This is a genomic window from Sphingobium aromaticiconvertens (genome assembly GCF_037154075.1).
Taxonomy (GTDB): Bacteria; Pseudomonadota; Alphaproteobacteria; order Sphingomonadales; family Sphingomonadaceae; genus Sphingobium; species Sphingobium aromaticiconvertens.
The window spans coordinates 4461797-4478299 of sequence record NZ_JBANRJ010000001.1 but is presented as its reverse complement, the minus strand read 5'-3'; the positions used below and the strand labels follow the sequence as shown (position 1 = coordinate 4478299).

Below are 16503 nucleotides of genomic sequence, written 5' to 3'. Positions count from 1 at the left end.
GGCGGTTGTATTGCGTGCCACTCTGAACACCTTGTTAGCATAAGTCGATGGGCATGTGATTCGTAGCGGTGGGGCGATGAGTTGCCACCGGAACACATGACAAAAAGGGCAGAGGATTGACTATGGGCACGCCGGTTTATGAGCGCATCCTGCATTTGCTGGAGGCAGAGGGAATCAACACGTTGTTCGGCATTCCCGATCCGGGTTTCGTGCATATGGCGGTGCAGGCGGAGCGGCGCGGGTGGAATGTGGTTGCGCCCCATCATGAACAATCGGGTGCCTTCATGGCCGATGCCTGGTCGCGGATGACCGGCAAGCCGGGCGTCTGTTTCGGGACCATGGGGCCGGGCGTTGCCAATCTGGCGGCAGCGGCGATCGTCGCGGCGAAGGAGAATTCGCCGACTATTTTTCTGGCGGGCAATCGCGGGCGAGAGGCCGAGCACCGGGTGAAGCGTGGGCGCATCCAATATATCAGCCAGCCCCAATATTTCGAAGCGGCGATGAAATATGTCGGCGTGATCGAATATGCCCATCAGGCCGATGAAGTGATGCGCGAAGCGCTACGCGTCTGCCAGTCGGGCAAGCCGGGGCCGGTCTATGTCGAGATTCCGATCCATGTGTTGCAGGAAATGCCTGATTGGGAGCCGTTGCAGGCCCCCGACGACTATCGCCTGATCCATCAGGGGGCGAGTGCGCCGATGGTCGAGGCGGCGGTGAAGCTGATTGGCGAAGCGAAACAGCCGATCATCCTGGCGGGCCATGGCATCTTCACGGCGCGCCCGCATGAAAGCGTGCGTGCGTTGGCGCAGGCTATGGCATGTCCGATCATCCAGACGTCGGGTGGCACCGCCTTCATCAAGGGGATGGAGGACCGCACTTTCTCCTATGGCTTTTCGCCCAGTGCGATTGCGGCGGTGGAGGCATCCGATCTGGTCATCGCCATCGGCACCGAACTGGGTGAGCCGCTGCATTTCGGGCTTGGCCGCCACTGGGCTGCGGGTGATGCCGACCGCAAGTGGATCTATGTCGAGCGCGATCCGCTGGCCTTCGGCGTCAACCGCAAGATTCATGTGCCGCTGCTCGGCGACCTGCGCGACGTGGTTCCGCAACTGGTGGAGGCGCTGAAGGCTGTCCCGCGCGTGCCTTCGCCGGGCCTGCATGCGTGGATCGAGACGCAGGCGATCTTTAAAGCGGAACTCGCGGAATCCGCGCCGCGCGGCACAATGCCCGTCCACACCGCACGGCTGGTGACGGAGGCGACGCAGGCTTTCCCCAGGGATGGGATCATGGTGCGCGATGGCGGTTCCATCACCATCTTCACCTGGACCTATTCGCAGGCGACCCCCCATGACGTGATGTGGAATCAAAATCTGGGGCATCTGGGCACCGGTCTTCCCTATGCGATTGGCGCAGCGATCGCGACAGGTGGCCAGCGGCCGGTCATGCTGATCACGGGGGACTCCTCGATCATGTTCCATATTTCGGAGCTGGAAACGGCAGTCCGCAAGAAGTTGCCGGTGATCATCATCATCAGCTCCGATTATGCATGGGGTCTTGAGGTCGGCGTCTATCGCCGCGCCTTTGGCGAGGGATCGCCGGAGACAGAAGCGCATTGGGGCAAGCAGGTGCGCTTCGACAAGATTGCCGAAGGCTTTGGCGCGCATGGCGAATTTGTCGAACGGGACGAGGATATTGCGCCGGCCATCGTTCGCGCCTTGGCGTGCGGCAGGCCCGCCGTCATCCAGGTGCCCGTGGATCCGGACAAGAATGCGACCGAAGCGCCCAATTATGCTGAATATTCGTCCTGGGCTGCTTATTGATGGGCAGAGAATTTTCTATGGAGCATCACCCCATTGGATAAGGAAAATATGGCTTCGCCTCGCAGACTTGGCGCAGAAGGATCACAGATGCGCGCCCGCTTCGTGGATGCGGCCGAAGCGATACTGGCCGAAGTCGGCGAGCATGGCATTTCGGCTCGTCTGGTCGCGCAACGGGCGGAGCTAAAGACTCAACTCCTCTATTATTATTTTCGCACGATGGATGACCTGTTGCTGGCGGTGGTCCAGCGGGTGAATGAACGTCGTATGGTGCGTTTTGAAGCTGCGCTGGCCGAACCAGAGCCTTTGCGCGCGCTGTGGGAAATGATGAGCGATCCCTCCAACGCAGCGTTGGCGGCGGAACTGAGCGCCGTTGCCCATCATCGCGAGGCAGTGCGCGACGAAATCGTGAGCGCAGCGCGAGAATTTCGGACCGCCCAGACTCGCGCAGTCGAGGCGTTGCTGCCGGTCGATGCCGCCACCCCATCGGCGGGCGGGATTGTGATGATCGCCGCCTCTCTCGCCCGCATGCTGGTGAGTGAAACCGCGCTCGGCCTTACCGAAGGCCATGCCGACGCGCTCCTTATCGTCGAAGAGATGCTGCAGCGCCTCAAACCCAGATAAATCCCTGTCCATGACCATGCTATCGCAGTGTTCAGCATTTTTGTTGACCGCATGATCTTCAGCTTGCTATCACAGTGTTCAGCAGCCGCGTCTCGATAAGGAGGCACGGTGACGCCCGAGCAAAAAAAGCAAGCGAAGGGATGAGAGATGGAGAGCCTGAAAGGCAAGGTTGCGCTGGTGACGGGCGCATCATCGGGCATTGGCGAGGCGACGGCTCTGGCGCTGGCTGCCGAAGGCCTTTCGGTTGCCATTTCGGGGCGACGCCGCGAACGGCTGGAGTCGCTGGTAGAGCGGATTGTGGTGGCGGGCGGGACGGCGCTGGCGCTGCCCGGCGACGTTTCCATTGAAGCGGATGCCACGGCTTGCGTGACGGATACGGTTGCGGCTTTCGGTCGGCTCGACATTTTGGTGAATTCGGCGGGCGTCAATGAGGCAGGCGGTATCGAAACGCTGACCAGTAAGCAGTGGCAGCGGGTTATCGACATCAATCTGATGGGAACGATCCATGTCTGCCGCGCCGCCTTTCCGGTGATGAAGGGGCAGGGCAGCGGCGATATCATCAATATCTCCTCGACTGCGGGACGGCGCGCCGGATGGCGCTTCGCTTCCTACTCGACCAGCAAGTTCGGGCTGACCGGCTTTACCGAATCCTTGCGGCAGGAAGCCGGACAGGCGGGTATCCGCGTCTCGATCATCGAGCCGGGCGCCACCGCCACGGACATCGCCAGCAGCATCTCTGACCCCCAATGGCGGGACATGATCCAGCAGCACACGCACAAGGAAGGGGCGATGGAGCCTTCCGACATTGTCGATGGCATATTATTGGCCGTCCGTTTGCCGCGCCGCGCCAATGTGACGCGCATCCTGATCCAGCCGACCATCGATCTGGAGGCGATGCCATGAGGCTGGAAGGCAAGAGCGCGATCATCACCGGCGCGGGGTCGGGCATGGGCAAGGCCATGGCCGAGCGTTTCGCGCTGGAAGGCGCGCGCGTGCTGTGTACCGACATCAGCGGCGCGCAGGATGAGGTTGCCCACATGATCGGCGGCGGCGCGATCGGCCTGCATGTCGACGTTGCCGAGGAAGCGGACATTCAGGCGATGATCGCGACCGCGCGCGATGCGTTCGGCCGGATCGATATATTGATCAATAATGCCGGGTTTGGCGGCGGGATCATGCCCCTGCACGAACAGACGTCGAAAAGTTGGGATCGCATCCATGCGGTCAACATCAAGGGCGTGTTCCTTGGCATCAAATATGGCGTGATCTCGATGATGGAGACGGGTGGCGGGGCGATCGTCAATATTGGTTCGGCGACCGGCATGGTCGGATGGAAGGGCCATAGCGTCTATGGCGCTGCCAAGGGGGGCGTGAGCCAACTGACCAAATGCGCGGCGCTCGACTATGCTGCGCATAATATCCGGGTCAATGCGATCCTGCCCGGCTCGATCTGGACCGGGCTGGTGGCGATGTCCAAAGAGCATCCCGAGCCACCGCCGGGCATTTTTCGGGTTCCGGGCATTCCGATGGACCGCTGGGGCCTGTCGAGCGAAATCGCCAACGCAGCCCTGTTCCTGGCCAGCGACGAAGCGTCCTACATCACGGGTACGTTGCTGCCTGTCGATGGTGGTTATTGCATCGGCTTTTCCGGGATGGCGGCCGAACAGAAGGAGCAGGATCTATGAGCACCAAGCAGAAATCCCGCGTCACGTTCACCCCCGTCAAGCCCCTGATCGGGTCCATCGTCGAGGCTGAACGGGAGGCGCTGTTCGATCCCGAAGTCGTGCGTCAGTGCCGCGAGATGCTGGACGAACGCGCTGTTCTGGTGATCCCGCAGGTGCATTTCACCAACGAGGAGCAACTGGCCTTCACCGACCTTCTGGGCGGACGGCTCAATCTCACCAGTGAGGCCACTACCGACAAGCAGGATGACGTTTATCAGGTCACGCTGGACGCGAAGATCAACCGCGCGCCCGAATATGTGCTGGGCACCTTCTTCTGGCATATGGACGGCATGCCGATGGAGATGGAACCGCCTGCCGCGACCTTGCTGTCCGCCCGACGGCTGGCGCCCAAGGGCGGGCAAACCGAGTTCGCCAACACCTTTGCTGCCTATGAACAGATGCCGGAGGCGCAGCGCGCGGAAATCGAAGACCTGCGGATCATCCATACCGTGACATCCAGCCTGAGGTCTATCGCCGATGCCATTCCTGAAGCTGACAGGGGAAGACTGGCCAGCGCCGTCGAAAAAGAACGGCCGCTCGTTTACAAGCACAAAAGCGGGCGCAAGAGCTTGATCGTGGGGTCGACCGCCGACACCGTTGTCGGCATGGAAATGGCCTATGGCCGCGCGCTCATCACCCGGCTCAACGAATGGGCGACGCAGCCCGATTTCATCTATCAGCACCAGTGGCAGGAGGGCGACTTCGTAATCTGGAGCAACACCGGCGCGCTGCATCGGGTCGTCCCCTATGCACGGGATTCCGGGCGTATGATGCATCGTACATCCATCGTCGCCTGAACCGGCACCATCGGCTTACAGTCCTTCGGCTTCGACCCAGTGGGTCGCTGTAACCCTTCGCGCCAGATCGAGCACCTGTCGGCGGATATCGGGGACGGCCACGATCTCCCAATGCGCACCGCGCGTCATCGGACCGACCGCGAACAGCCTTTCATTTGCAGTGCCATCGCCTCCGATCACCCGAGCCTGTTGATCGACATCAATACCGATATTCATAGGGTCAGGCCGTATCGCGCCGGCTTGCCAAAGCGCCTGCAACAGTGGTTCGCGCGTGCGGCACAGATCGCTCAACGGGCCGGTGCAATTGATTACACGGGTGACTGTCATAGGCGATGAATGATTTGCGCTGCGCGCGCGGCATGACAGGCGGAGACCTTGGTGATCGGGTTCAGCGCTCAGAACCCTGCCCGCCATGAAGGAGAGTTGACCACGCGCTTTCATGGCGTCCAGTCGCTCTGCCACCGGCGGGGCGATCCTGTGGCGGTGAATATCCCAGAAGGGGCGAAGGTGGCGCAGGAAGCGGGCCTTCTCTTCATCATTGGACATGCGCCACAATCCTTGCGTGAATGGGCGCAGTTCATCAATCGCATTGCGCCATCCGACTTGTCGGCTGCGTGCGCGGACGGCCCTGACCAGAGCGGCGCTCGATTGGGAAGGGCGCTCACTTACTGCCGTGAAAGCGGGGCTGGGTGCATGGGTGTGCGGGGTTAGTCCGCGCCGCGAAAGCGCGGTTATGCGCCCCCGAAACCCGGCATCGTCCAGAGTGAGGGCGCAATCTATCGCCGTCAGCCCTGTCCCCAATAGCAGTATATGATCGTCCGGCGTCAGGTCCGCCGCGATGTCGCGGGACCAGGGATCGCTGATATAGGCAGGCGCCGACAATCGCGCGAAGGCGGGGAGGTCGTGCGGCGGCAGGTTGCCTGGCGCAAGGATGACGATGTCTCCGGTCAGATCGCGACCGGACGCGAGATGCAACCGTACCCCCTGATCGGACAGCGCCAGGTCCGTCACCTCGTCCGCGATGATGGTCAGCCGCTCGCCTGCCAGATGTCGCATGTCGGAGAGCATTTCCGCCAGATAGGCGCCATAGTCCCGTCGGGTGGCGAAGGTTGCGTCCGATCCGACGCCGCGCCGGGTCAGCCAGTCGACAAAATGATCGGGCTGATCGGCAAAGGCGCTCATATTGCCCGCCCGGACGTTAAGGATGTGCCGATCCTGTGCCGCCCCGAACGCAAGGCCTTTGCCCAGCCGTTGGGGATCGCGTTCGACCAGCGTTACGTGCAGCGATCCGTGCCGCAGCAGGTTGATCGCCAGCAAGGTTCCGGAAAAGCCGCCCCCGATGACAAGGGCGTGGCGCGCGATCAGCATGGGTTCAAGCAATTCTAATGAGTCGAGGAGTATTGCTTGACTGACATATCTCCACCAATTGAATAGATAAATAGCCCTGTCCGATTTTGATGGAAGGGTTACAGATGGCCTGGTTGAAGGCGATTAACGCACATTGGGTCCGTTTCTATGACGCTTTCAAGCGCGAGTTTTTGAGAGATCCGGACGTCATCCTGTTCAACATGGGGCCTGATGAGCTTGATCGCGTGCGTGAAGAAAAGCTCGGTTTGCGCTAAATGTATTCGCGCCGGGCATTTCTGGGCAAGGCGGCTGCGGCCTGCCTGATGGTCGGTGGCTGCGGACGCGGTGGGCAGGGCGGCAAGCCCCGTCTGCGGGTGTCTCTTACCGGCAAGGGCGAGAGCGATACCCGCCTTCTCTTCAAGGCCGCCGGGATAAAGCCTGACGGTTTCGACATCCACTATAGCGAATTTTCATCGGGGCATCTGGTGGTCGAGGCGCTGAACAGCGGATCGCTCGATTATGGCGGGATGAGCGAAATTCCGCCGATCTTTGCCGCCGCCTCCACGATCCAGAGCTTTCGCCAGATCGCCGTATTTCATGGCGATGTGAATAATCAGGTCGTGCTGCTGCCCAAGGGATCGAAGGCGCGCTCGATCGCGGAGCTGAAGGGCAAGCGTGTCGGCTATGTCCGGGCTACGACCTCCCAATATTTCCTGATCCGTATGCTGGAAGAAGCCGGACTGGGCTGGGACGACATCATACCGGTCGCCATGACGGTTGCGGATGGTACGGCGGCTTTTTCGCAGGGCGCGCTGGATGCCTGGGCGATTTATGGCTTTCCCATCCAGCGCGCGATCGCGACCGAGGGCGCGCGGATATTACGGACGGCCAATGGCATATTGTCGGGCAATTATCTGATTTCAGCCCATGTCGACGCGCTGGCGGACCCGGAAAAGAGTCGCATCATCGGCGACTATCTGGGGCTGGTGCAGAAGGCCTTTGATTGGGCCGTTGCCAATCAGGACGAATGGATGATCATCGTCGCGAAGGAAATTGGCGTGCCGCGCGACTATGTCGTCGATCAATTCCGCCGCAGGAGCGCCAATTACGAACTGCGCCCCGTCACCGATGCGGCCATCGCCTCGCAGCAGCAGGTGGCCGATGTTTTTCATAAGGCCGGGTTGATCCCCAAGCCGGTCGATGTGCGGCCCCTGTGGGACGCGCGTTTCAACGCCCAGATACCCCAGAGAGGTTGAGCCATGGCCACCCAACCCGTTTCCGTCCCCGAACTTCCGAGAGGCGGCTCTGTACCGGTCGACTTGCCGACCGACGTGCTGGACCGCATCACCCGCCAACTGGCGGCGACGGCCGAAGCCTATGATCGCAGCGGTGAATTTCCGACCGCCAATTTCGATCTTCTGGCCCGTGAGGGTTTGATCGGCCTGACCGTCCCACGCGCATTGGGCGGGCGTGGTGCATCGCTGTCGGAGGCGCTGCGCGTGCTGGGAGCCGTGGCGAAGGGGGAGCCATCGACCGCGCTGATCCTCTTTATGACCTATCATTATCATGCGACGCCTGCGCGGGCGCGCAACTGGCCTGCGGCGATCTATGAACGGCTGGCCCGCGATGCCGTGGAGGGGCGAGGGTTGATCGGCGGCCTTCGGGTCGAGCCGGAACTGGGCACGCCCGTACGCGGGGGCCTGCCCGCGACGGTGGCGCGGCGCGTGGGCGAAGGCTGGGCGATCAGCGGCACGAAAATCTATTCCACTGGCTCCACCGGGCTGGACTGGTTTTCCGTTTGGGCGAAGACTGATGAAGAGCAGCCACGCGTCGGCAATTTCCTTGTCCGGGCGGAGAGCGCCGGTATTGCCATTGAACCGGCCTGGGATCATCTGGGGATGCGCGCTACCGTCAGCCATGCGGTGCATTTCGCCGATACGCCGGTGCCCCTGGATCATGCCGTCGATATTCGTCGACCCGAAGACTGGTCGGCCGCTGCCGCTGATCCGTCGCAGGCGATCTGGAACGCGCTGGCCATCTCGACCATCTATAATGGCGTTGCGCGGGCGGCGCGCGACTGGTTGCGCGGCTATCTGAATGATCGGGTGCCCAGCAATTTGGGCGCATCGCTCGCCACCCTGCCGCGCGTGCAGGAAAAGTTCGGCGAAATCGAAGCGTTGTTGCAGGTCAACCGCACGCTGATCGAAGCCGCCGCCGCGCGAACGGACGCGGGCGACCTGCCCGGCGCCGCAGAGGTCAATATCGTCAAATATGTGACGACCGCCAACGCCATCCGCGCGGTCGAGATTGGCCTGGAACTGACCGGCAATCCGGGGATCAGCCGCAAAAACCCGCTGGAGCGCCATTATCGCGACGTGCTTTGCAGCCGCATCCACTCGCCGCAGACTGATACGATATTGGTGGCCGCCGGCCGCGCGACACTGGGGAATTAAGGTCTATGTCCCTCATCATTGCCAGTCAGCTTGAGGCCGATTTCAACCGCAGTCTCGCGCGGCATCCGTCAAACCCGATCCTGATCGACGTCGCGGATGACGAGCCGTGGAGCGCGGCGAGCGAAGCGGACATATTGCTGGTTCGCCCGTCGCCCGCCTGGCGTCAGCCCGTCTCCCCACGACCCGATATTTGGCCGGGCCGTTTGAAATGGGTCTACAGCGCATCGGCGGGGATTGATTTCTACCCCGACTGGCTTCTCGACGCGCCGCTCGTCACCTGTGGTCGGGGCGTCGCGTCAGAGGAGATCGCCGATTATGTGATCGCTGCCATCTATGCCTATGCCAAGAATCTGGAGGGTGTGACCGCGCGTTCGCGGGCGCAATGGGTGCCGGTGCCGCTTGGCCGGGTTTCGGGCACCACAATTGGTATCATCGGGCTGGGCGCGATCGGCACGGCGGTTGCGCGGCGCGGGGTTGCGTTGGGTGCGCAAGTGGTCGCGGTGCGCCGTTCCGGCGTGCAGACGGGCATAGCCGGAGTTCAACTGGTCGCCGATCTGGAAACGCTGATGGCGGAGGCGGATCATATCGTCGTGGCCGTTCCCGCCACACCGCACACTCGCCACCTGGTGAATGATGGGCTGTTGGCGCGCGTCAAGCCGGGCACCCACCTCATCAACGTTGCGCGCGGTTCGGTGATCGATCAGGACGCGTTGATCCGGTCGCTCGACGCCGGGCAGTTGGGTTTCGCAACGCTGGACGTCACGGAGCCGGAACCGTTGCCCGAGGGCCATGCGCTCTACAGCCATCCCCGCGTCCGCCTGACGCCCCATATTTCCAGCAACCATATGCTGGTTCGCCACCGTCTGCTTGAAAAAATACAGGATGACCTGTCCCGTTTCGTGCGCGGGGAGAGTCCATCCGACGTGGTGGACCGCGCGCGCGGTTACTAAAGCGCCTGTACCGTCTCGCGCGCCAGTTCGGTCAAGCGCTGCGCGGCCCGGTCCAGCGTGTCGCCCGACCGCAGGATCGCGGCCACGCGCGGCAGCTCGGGGAGCCGTTCATGCTCCAGAACCGGTCCTTCACCAAGGAACAGGTGTGTCCGGCAGGTGATGCCAAGGCCCGCCCCGACGGCGGCCTTGAGCGTCCCGAGATTGGGCGTCTCCACCGCGATGCGCCAGTTGAGGCCGCTATCCTCCAGGCTGCGGATCGCCGCCTCACGGAAGCGGCACGGCTCTTCCAGCACGGCCAGCGGAATGACGTCGCGGTCGACCAGCGCCGGATCGCCATACCAGCTCATCGGCGCGACCGTGACGGCATGGGGATCATTGGGTGCGGCAAAGCCCAGCAATATGTCGAGATCCCGCCGTTCCAGCAGCGTCTGCAACTCCGCCGTGCCCGCCACCCGCGCATAGATTTGCGCGTCGGGATGCAGTTCCGCGAAACGAGAAAGGAGGCCGGTCAGGAGCGTGTCGGCAAAGTCCTGCACCATGCCGATCCGGGCAGGGCCAGCGAAGCGACCGGCGCTGACTGCGGCCACGGCCTCGTCATGCAGGCTGAGCACGCGCCGCGCATAATCGAGCAGGACATCGCCCGCGGTTGTCAGGCTCAGTCGCCGCCCCTCGCGCAGGAACAGCGCCTGTTGCACCAGTTCCTCCAGTCGTTTGATCTGAAGGCTGAGCGCCGACTGGGTGACGAACACCTGCTCCGACGCATTCAGCATCGAGCCGGTGTCGACGATCGCGACGAAACTGCGGAGCAGGTTTGTGGGCAGATTGACTGGCATAAGTAACCCCCGATTGAAAAGGCGATGCCGGTCCGTGGTCGGAAACGGTATAAGTGGCTTATTGCGCCTCCTTATATATCAATCAAAATAGTAGAGATTTAGGCCGGGCATAAAAAGCTATCGACGTGAAGAAGCAGGTGAGAAATCCCCGGAAATCGGCGACAAGGTGCCCCCCAGCCGACGATGAAACGCCACCTATAAAGAATGGCAATAGGTCGGCACATTAAAACTCAATTGAATGAGTAGAGAAATAATGTTGGATTTCTCGCCACGCAATAAGGGCGAGAATGATGACGGCTTTGACAATCGGCAGGAACGAGGCGCAGGCGCCACCGCCACGACCATTTTCCTTATCCCGTTTTGGCGGACGGTGGCTTTCGCCCGTCCTGTTGCTGTTGTTATGGGAATTGGGGTCGCGCGTTGGCTTAATCCCCGAACGCACGCTGGCGGCGCCCTCGGCAGTGCTGGGCACGCTACTGGAAATGGTGGTGTCGGGCGAACTGCCCGCTAACCTGATCGTCTCCTTTGCCCGTGTTGCCGCCGGCCTGTTGATCGGCGTGGGGCTGGGCATTGCCCTTGGTCTGGTCGCGGGTCTGTCGCGAACCGGCGAACTGGCGGTCGATCCGCTCATGCAAATCAAGCGAACGATCCCGGCGCTGGCGCTGACGCCGCTGTTCATCGTGTGGTTCGGCATCGGTGAGACGCCCAAGGTGGCGTTGATCGCCTTCGGCACGATTTTCCCCGTCTATCTCAATCTCTACAGCGGTATTCGCGGGGTCGACCTGCGCCTGCTGGATGCGGCGAAGAGCTTTGGCCTCAGTCGTTGGGACCAGATCTGGCATGTCATCCTGCCATCCGCACTGCCTTCGCTGCTGGTGGGGCTGCGCTATGCATTGTCCGTCTCGATCCTGGTGCTGGTCGTGGCTGAACAGATCAACGCCTCGGCGGGTCTGGGCTACCTCATCAATAACGCCCGCGACTTCATGCGAACCGACATCATCGTCGTTTGCCTCATGGTTTACGCCATCCTCGGCCTTGGCGCCGACTGGCTGGTCCGCACGATCGAAACCCGCGCCCTTATCTGGCGCCCCAGCATAGTGGAGCAAGGATCATGAACGCGCATGTCGGATTTGCCGCGGTGGACAATCGCGTGGACGAGGTCGTCGATTTTGAGGACCGAACCAGCCCGCCGCCGGTTGTGCGTCTGCGAAACTTCGTTCGTCGCTTTGGCGCCAACACGATCATCGACGGGCTAAACCTCGACATCGCACCGGGCGAGTTCATCGCGCTGCTGGGGCGGTCGGGGTCGGGCAAGACCACCTTGCTGCGGACGCTGGCCGGGCTGGACGAAGAGCGCGGACAGGAAGTGGAAGTGCCCGATTCCCGCGCCGTCGTCTTTCAGGATGCGCGCCTTCTGCCTTGGAAGCCGGTCTGGAAGAATGTCGCGCTGGGCCTCAAAGGCTCCGACATTCGTGAGCGTAGCGAAGGCGCGCTCAAGGAAGTGGGCCTTGGCCATCGCCTCGACGCCTGGCCATTGACCCTGTCGGGCGGTGAGGCGCAGCGGGTGGCGCTGGCCCGCGCGCTGGTACGTGAACCCAAATTGCTGCTGTTGGACGAACCGTTTGCTGCGCTGGACGCGCTTACCCGCTATCGGATGCACGAACTGGTGCTGTCGTTGTGGCGCGCGCATCGGCCGGCGGTGCTGCTCGTCACCCATGATGTCGAGGAAGCGATTGCGCTGGCCGACCGGGTGCTGGTGCTCGACGCGGGGCGGATCGTTGCTGAGGAGCGCATCAAGGCGCCCCGTGGCCAGCGGGCGAGCTTTTCGGGCCGCCTGCGTGAACAACTGCTCTCCTATCTGGGCGGCGATCTTCACGGGGATGGTGCTCCCTATGCCGAGGCGGCGGAATGAACGCCGTCACCGCCATCGACCGACCGGTGGAGATCAGCCGCCTGCGCGGTTTCGTTACCGCCTTTGCCGACCTGATCGCCGCGACCCGCGACGAACAGGCGCTGTTGAACAGCGGCAGCGTACTGCTCGGTCGCCTGATCGCGAAGGACGACTGGCTGCCCGATGCCTTCGCGCGGCCCAATCCCGATCGCTACCAGCAATATCTGCTCCACTGTGACAGCCGCGAGCGGTTCAGTGTCGTCAGCTTCGTCTGGGGGCCGGGCCAGTCGACCCCGATCCACGACCATAGTGTCTGGGGTCTGGTCGGTGTTTTGCGTGGGGTCGAAAAAGTCGAGCGCTTCCGCCGCAAGCCGGAAGGCGCGTTGGTCGCTGACGGCGAGAGCTTGCTCCATGAGGGTGAGGTGGACGCTTTTTCGCCCCGCATCGGCGACATTCACCGTGTCACTAATGGCCGCGATGCCGCGCCCTCGGTCAGCATCCATGTTTATGGCGCCAATATCGGGGCGATCGAGCGTGCAACCTATGCCGTCGATGGCACGCCCAAGACCTTCATCTCCGGATACGCCAACAGCGTCATCCCCAACCTTTGGGACAGATCATAATGACCATAGCCACGCTCGACCGCACCCAGATCGCAACCCCCGCTGACATCCGGGCCGCCTTGCTGGCGCGAGACGAGATCGCGCTGATCGACGTGCGCGAGGAACATGAATTCGCGCAGGGGCATCCGCTGTTCGCAGCGCAGATTCCGCTGCGCCGCATCGACGAAGAAGCACGCTGGCGCATCCCCCGCCTCGCCACCCCGATCGTCGTCTATGACAATGGGGAGGGGTTGGCGCATAAGGCGGCCGTGCGCCTTCAGGGGCTTGGCTATACCGATGTGCGCGAACTGGACGGTGGCCTCACCGGTTGGCGCGAAGCGGGCTATGAACTGTTCGAGGACGTCAACAGTTACTCCAAGGCGTTCGGCGAACTGGTCGAGCATCGCCGTCATACGCCTTCGCTGGCGGCGGAGGAGGTGCAGGCGCTGATCCGGGAGAAGGCCGACATCGCCATCCTCGATGCCCGCCGCTACGACGAATATAACACCATGAGTATCCCGACGGGGACCAGCGTGCCTGGCGCCGAACTGGCGCTGCGTGCGCGCACCATCGCGCCCGATCCCGATACGACGATCATCGTCAACTGCGCGGGCCGCACGCGCTCGATCATCGGTACCCAATCGCTGGTCAATGCGGGCCTGCCCAACAAAGTCTATGCGCTTCGGAACGGCACGATCGGCTGGACGCTGGCCGGACAGGAACTGGAAACCGGACAGGTCAGGGTAGCGCCCGAAATCGACCGTGATGGCATTGAGGAAGCGCGCGTCCATGCCCGTGACGTCGCCTATCGTGCGGGCGTCAAGCGGATCGACTGGGCGGCGCTGGATCATCTGAAGGCCGACGTGGCTCGCACCCTCTACCTCTATGATGTGCGCCAGCCGCGCGAATATGAAGGCGGGCATCTGCCCGGTTTCCGCAACGCGCAAGGCGGTCAGCTTGTGCAGGAAACCGACCATAATGCGCCCGTGCGCGGCGCTCGGATCGTGGTGGCTGACGACATTGGCGCGCGGGCCGACATGACCGCCTCCTGGCTCGCCCAACTGGGCTGGGAAGTCTATGTCCTCGATGCCGACTGGTCTGCATTTTCGCTGGAAACCGGCCCGGACGGCGCGCCGACCCCGCGCACGCGCGAAGGGCGCTACAAGCGGCCCTATGAGGGCACCGACAATCAGGCCGCCAAGATGCAGGCCTATCTCGATTGGGAATATGGGCTGGTCGACCAGTTGGCCCGCGACGGCACCCACGGCTTTTTCGTCATCTGACTTTTGCAGGAGGCTCCTCATGAGCGTCAAGTTTATCGGTTATATCGGGTTCAACAACGGGTCGGAAACGGACGCGGCGGTCCGCAGCCGCGCGCTCGACAAGGATTATGTCGAGGCGGCGGCGAAAGCGCAGGAAGAGGGTGATTTCGATCGGGTGCTGATCCCCTTTGGCTCCAACAGCCCGGAAAGCCAGATCGTCGCGGCCCATGCGGCAGCGATCACCGGCAGGTTGGGATTTCTGGTCGCGCATCGTCCCGGCTTCACCCAGCCGACCGTCGCGGCACGGCAGCTTGCGACGCTGGATCAGCTATCGAATGGCCGGGTCGCGGTCCACATCATCACCGGCGGCGCGGACGAGGAAATGGCGCGCGATGGCGATACTCGGTCGGTGAAGACCGAACGCTACGCCCGGACTGACGAATATCTGTCGATTCTGAGGCAGGAATGGACGGCGGCAAAGCCCTTCGATCATCAAGGACGTTTCTATGACGTTCGGCAGGCGTTCAGTGCGATCAAGCCCGACAACCTGCCGGTCTTTTTCGGCGGATCGTCGGAAGAGGCGATCGAGGTCGCCGGTCGCCATGCCGATGTCTATGCGCTGTGGGGGGAAACGCTGGAGGGCGTTCAGGATACGGTGCGGCAGGTGCGTCGCTCGGCGGCGCGCTATGGCCGCGATCCGGGCTTCTCGTTGTCGCTGCGTCCGGTGATCGCCGATACCGAGGAGGCCGCCTGGAAGCGCGCGGCGGAGATCGAAGAACAGGTACGCGACAATCGGGTCGCGGCGGGACTTCCTGTGTCCGGTCATCGCCCGGCCAATGCCGGGTCGCTGCGCCTGCTCGATACCGCAAGCAGCAACCGGCGCGACGGACGGCTGTGGACGGGTGTTGCTGCCCTGACCGGGGCGGCGGGTAACAGCACCGGATTGGTCGGTACGCCCGAACAGGTGGCCGACGCGATGCTGGAATATTATGACATTGGCATCGACCATTTCCTGATCCGGGGCTTCGATCCGCTGGGTGACAGCATCCTTTACGGTCGTGAACTGATTCCGGTGGTCCGCCGCAAGGTGGCCGAGCGTGAGCAGGCCGGTCTGGCACTTGCGGGCTGATATGGCAAAAGCAAAGGGTGCCGCCATCGGTGTGGCGGTTGTCGTGGTGGCGGGCCTCGCGTTCGCCGCCACGCGCTTTAACAAAGGGGATGAGAATGTCCTGCGCGTCGCCAATCAGAAGGGACAGGTTAAATCCATGATGATCGCGTCGGGTGCGCTGAAGGGCGCGCCCTACACGGTCGAATGGTCCGAATTTCCGGCTGCCCAGCCGTTGCTGGAAGCGGTCGGCGGCGGTGCGGCAGATTTGGGTCTGGCCGCCGATGCGCCGTTCATCTTCGCCTATCAGAGCGGCAGTCCGATCAAGGCGATTGCGGTGCAGTCCCCCGCCAATCAGGCGTCCGATGCGCTGGCGGTTCTGGTCAAGAAGGATTCGCCCATTCGCGGCGCGCAGGATCTGGTGGGCAAGGCAGTCGCCACCACGCGCGGGTCGATCGGCCACCATCTGCTGCTTCAGGCATTGGCGCGGGCAAAGATCCCGGTGGACAAGATACGCGTCACCTTCCTGCCGCCCGGCGACGCCAAGGCAGCGTTCGACAGCGGCGCGATCGATGCCTGGGCGATCTGGACGCCCTATACAAATGTCGCGATCAAGGAAGGTGCGCGCGCCGTGGTCGATGCCAAGGATTATGGCCTGCCGCTCTATATCGACATTGCCCATGCGGACTCGATCGCGCCCAAGCGTGCGCTGCTGGAGGATTTCCTGAAGCGGGAGGCGAAGGCCGTCGCCTGGGCGCGGGCGCATCCCGATCAGTTCGCGCAGGTACTCGCGAAGGAAACGGGGCTTCCGCTCGACATCGCTCGCGCCAGTTTTGAACGCAGCAACCGGGTGTCCCAGCGGATCGACGGCAACATCATCGCGCATGAGCAGCAGATCACCGCGCGCTTCCAAAAGGCTGGCCTGATCGATGGCAAGCGTGACGTGTCCAAAGCCTTCGACGCCAGTTTCGGACAATGAAATCTTCGCAGCATGATAGATGATCTAAAATTAAGCGTAAATCATAGATCGTGTTGCAAAGTCATTATTCACGATATTCATAAATACATAGATGGACCCCAAGACAATTGGGGGATTAG

General features: G+C 62.5%; 17 protein-coding genes. 15 read left to right on the top strand and 2 right to left on the bottom strand.

The genetic code is table 11. The annotated features are described in order from the left end of the window. Positions 1-122 precede the first annotated feature (122 nt). From WFR25_RS21755 to WFR25_RS21735, 5 genes are all read left to right on the top strand, one after another. Entirely contained in the window at positions 123-1820 is a 1698-nt protein-coding gene (locus WFR25_RS21755; protein ID WP_336973637.1) for a thiamine pyrophosphate-binding protein, read from the top strand. An 87-nt stretch (positions 1821-1907) separates the two neighbouring features. Then, positions 1908-2441, top strand: coding sequence for a helix-turn-helix domain-containing protein (locus tag WFR25_RS21750; RefSeq protein WP_336973636.1), 534 nt, complete (start codon positions 1908-1910; stop codon positions 2439-2441). Positions 2442-2588: 147 nt separating this feature from the next. After that, the gene (locus WFR25_RS21745) at positions 2589-3344 is read left to right on the top strand and encodes an SDR family oxidoreductase (protein WP_336973634.1); all 756 of its coding nucleotides are present in this window, start codon (positions 2589-2591) and stop codon (positions 3342-3344) included. After that, the gene (locus tag WFR25_RS21740; protein WP_336973632.1) at positions 3341-4126 is read left to right on the top strand and encodes an SDR family NAD(P)-dependent oxidoreductase; all 786 of its coding nucleotides are present in this window, start codon (positions 3341-3343) and stop codon (positions 4124-4126) included. The genes WFR25_RS21745 and WFR25_RS21740 overlap by 4 nt, the downstream gene beginning before the upstream one ends. Continuing rightward, on the top strand, positions 4123-4962 hold the full coding sequence (locus WFR25_RS21735; protein WP_336973631.1) for a TauD/TfdA dioxygenase family protein: 840 nt from the start codon (positions 4123-4125) through the stop codon (positions 4960-4962). The genes WFR25_RS21740 and WFR25_RS21735 overlap by 4 nt, the downstream gene beginning before the upstream one ends. Before the next feature lie 15 nt (positions 4963-4977). On the opposite strand, the gene WFR25_RS21730 is transcribed toward WFR25_RS21735, so the two are convergent. Then, entirely contained in the window at positions 4978-6330 is a 1353-nt protein-coding gene (locus WFR25_RS21730; protein ID WP_336973629.1) for an FAD/NAD(P)-binding protein, read from the bottom strand. Between the two features lie 104 nt (positions 6331-6434). Between WFR25_RS21730 and WFR25_RS21725 the strand changes: the two genes are divergently transcribed. From WFR25_RS21725 to WFR25_RS21710, 4 genes are read left to right on the top strand one after another with little or no spacing between them, the layout of a single operon-like run. Further along, positions 6435-6584 carry a hypothetical protein gene (locus tag WFR25_RS21725; protein WP_336973627.1) on the top strand — a complete coding sequence of 50 codons (150 nt, stop codon included), beginning with the start codon at positions 6435-6437 and terminating at the stop codon, positions 6582-6584. Next, the gene (locus tag WFR25_RS21720; protein WP_336973626.1) at positions 6585-7565 is read left to right on the top strand and encodes an ABC transporter substrate-binding protein; all 981 of its coding nucleotides are present in this window, start codon (positions 6585-6587) and stop codon (positions 7563-7565) included. Positions 7566-7568: 3 nt separating this feature from the next. Beyond that, the gene (locus tag WFR25_RS21715) at positions 7569-8762 is read left to right on the top strand and encodes an acyl-CoA dehydrogenase family protein (protein ID WP_336973624.1); all 1194 of its coding nucleotides are present in this window, start codon (positions 7569-7571) and stop codon (positions 8760-8762) included. A gap of 5 nt (positions 8763-8767) precedes the next feature. Further along, positions 8768-9712 (top strand): NAD(P)-dependent oxidoreductase, encoded by a 945-nt coding sequence (locus WFR25_RS21710; protein WP_336973622.1) that lies wholly within the window; start codon positions 8768-8770, stop codon positions 9710-9712. On the opposite strand, the gene WFR25_RS21705 is transcribed toward WFR25_RS21710, so the two are convergent. Then, positions 9709-10545, bottom strand: coding sequence for a LysR substrate-binding domain-containing protein (locus WFR25_RS21705; protein ID WP_336973621.1), 837 nt, complete (start codon positions 10543-10545; stop codon positions 9709-9711). The genes WFR25_RS21710 and WFR25_RS21705 overlap by 4 nt on opposite strands. Positions 10546-10835: 290 nt before the next feature. On the opposite strand from WFR25_RS21705, the gene WFR25_RS21700 reads away from it, so the two are divergent. The 6 genes from WFR25_RS21700 to WFR25_RS21675 are packed head-to-tail and all read left to right on the top strand — an operon-like array spanning position 10836 to position 16384. Next, positions 10836-11660, top strand: a complete 825-nt coding sequence (locus WFR25_RS21700; protein ID WP_336974997.1) for an ABC transporter permease — start codon at positions 10836-10838, stop codon at positions 11658-11660. Next, positions 11657-12457: an ABC transporter ATP-binding protein gene (locus WFR25_RS21695; protein WP_336973619.1), complete on the top strand. Its 801-nt coding sequence runs from the start codon at positions 11657-11659 to the stop codon at positions 12455-12457. Before WFR25_RS21700 ends, WFR25_RS21695 begins: the two co-directional genes overlap by 4 nt. Next, complete coding sequence (locus WFR25_RS21690) at positions 12454-13059, top strand: cysteine dioxygenase family protein (protein WP_336973617.1); 606 nt, start codon at positions 12454-12456, stop codon at positions 13057-13059. The genes WFR25_RS21695 and WFR25_RS21690 overlap by 4 nt, the downstream gene beginning before the upstream one ends. Continuing rightward, positions 13059-14321, top strand: coding sequence for a rhodanese-like domain-containing protein (locus tag WFR25_RS21685; protein ID WP_336973615.1), 1263 nt, complete (start codon positions 13059-13061; stop codon positions 14319-14321). The genes WFR25_RS21690 and WFR25_RS21685 overlap by 1 nt, the downstream gene beginning before the upstream one ends. Before the next feature lie 19 nt (positions 14322-14340). Further along, the gene (locus tag WFR25_RS21680) at positions 14341-15429 is read left to right on the top strand and encodes an LLM class flavin-dependent oxidoreductase (RefSeq protein ID WP_336973613.1); all 1089 of its coding nucleotides are present in this window, start codon (positions 14341-14343) and stop codon (positions 15427-15429) included. Between the two features lies 1 nt (position 15430). Beyond that, on the top strand, positions 15431-16384 hold the full coding sequence (locus WFR25_RS21675; RefSeq protein WP_336973610.1) for an ABC transporter substrate-binding protein: 954 nt from the start codon (positions 15431-15433) through the stop codon (positions 16382-16384). Positions 16385-16503 lie beyond the last annotated feature (119 nt).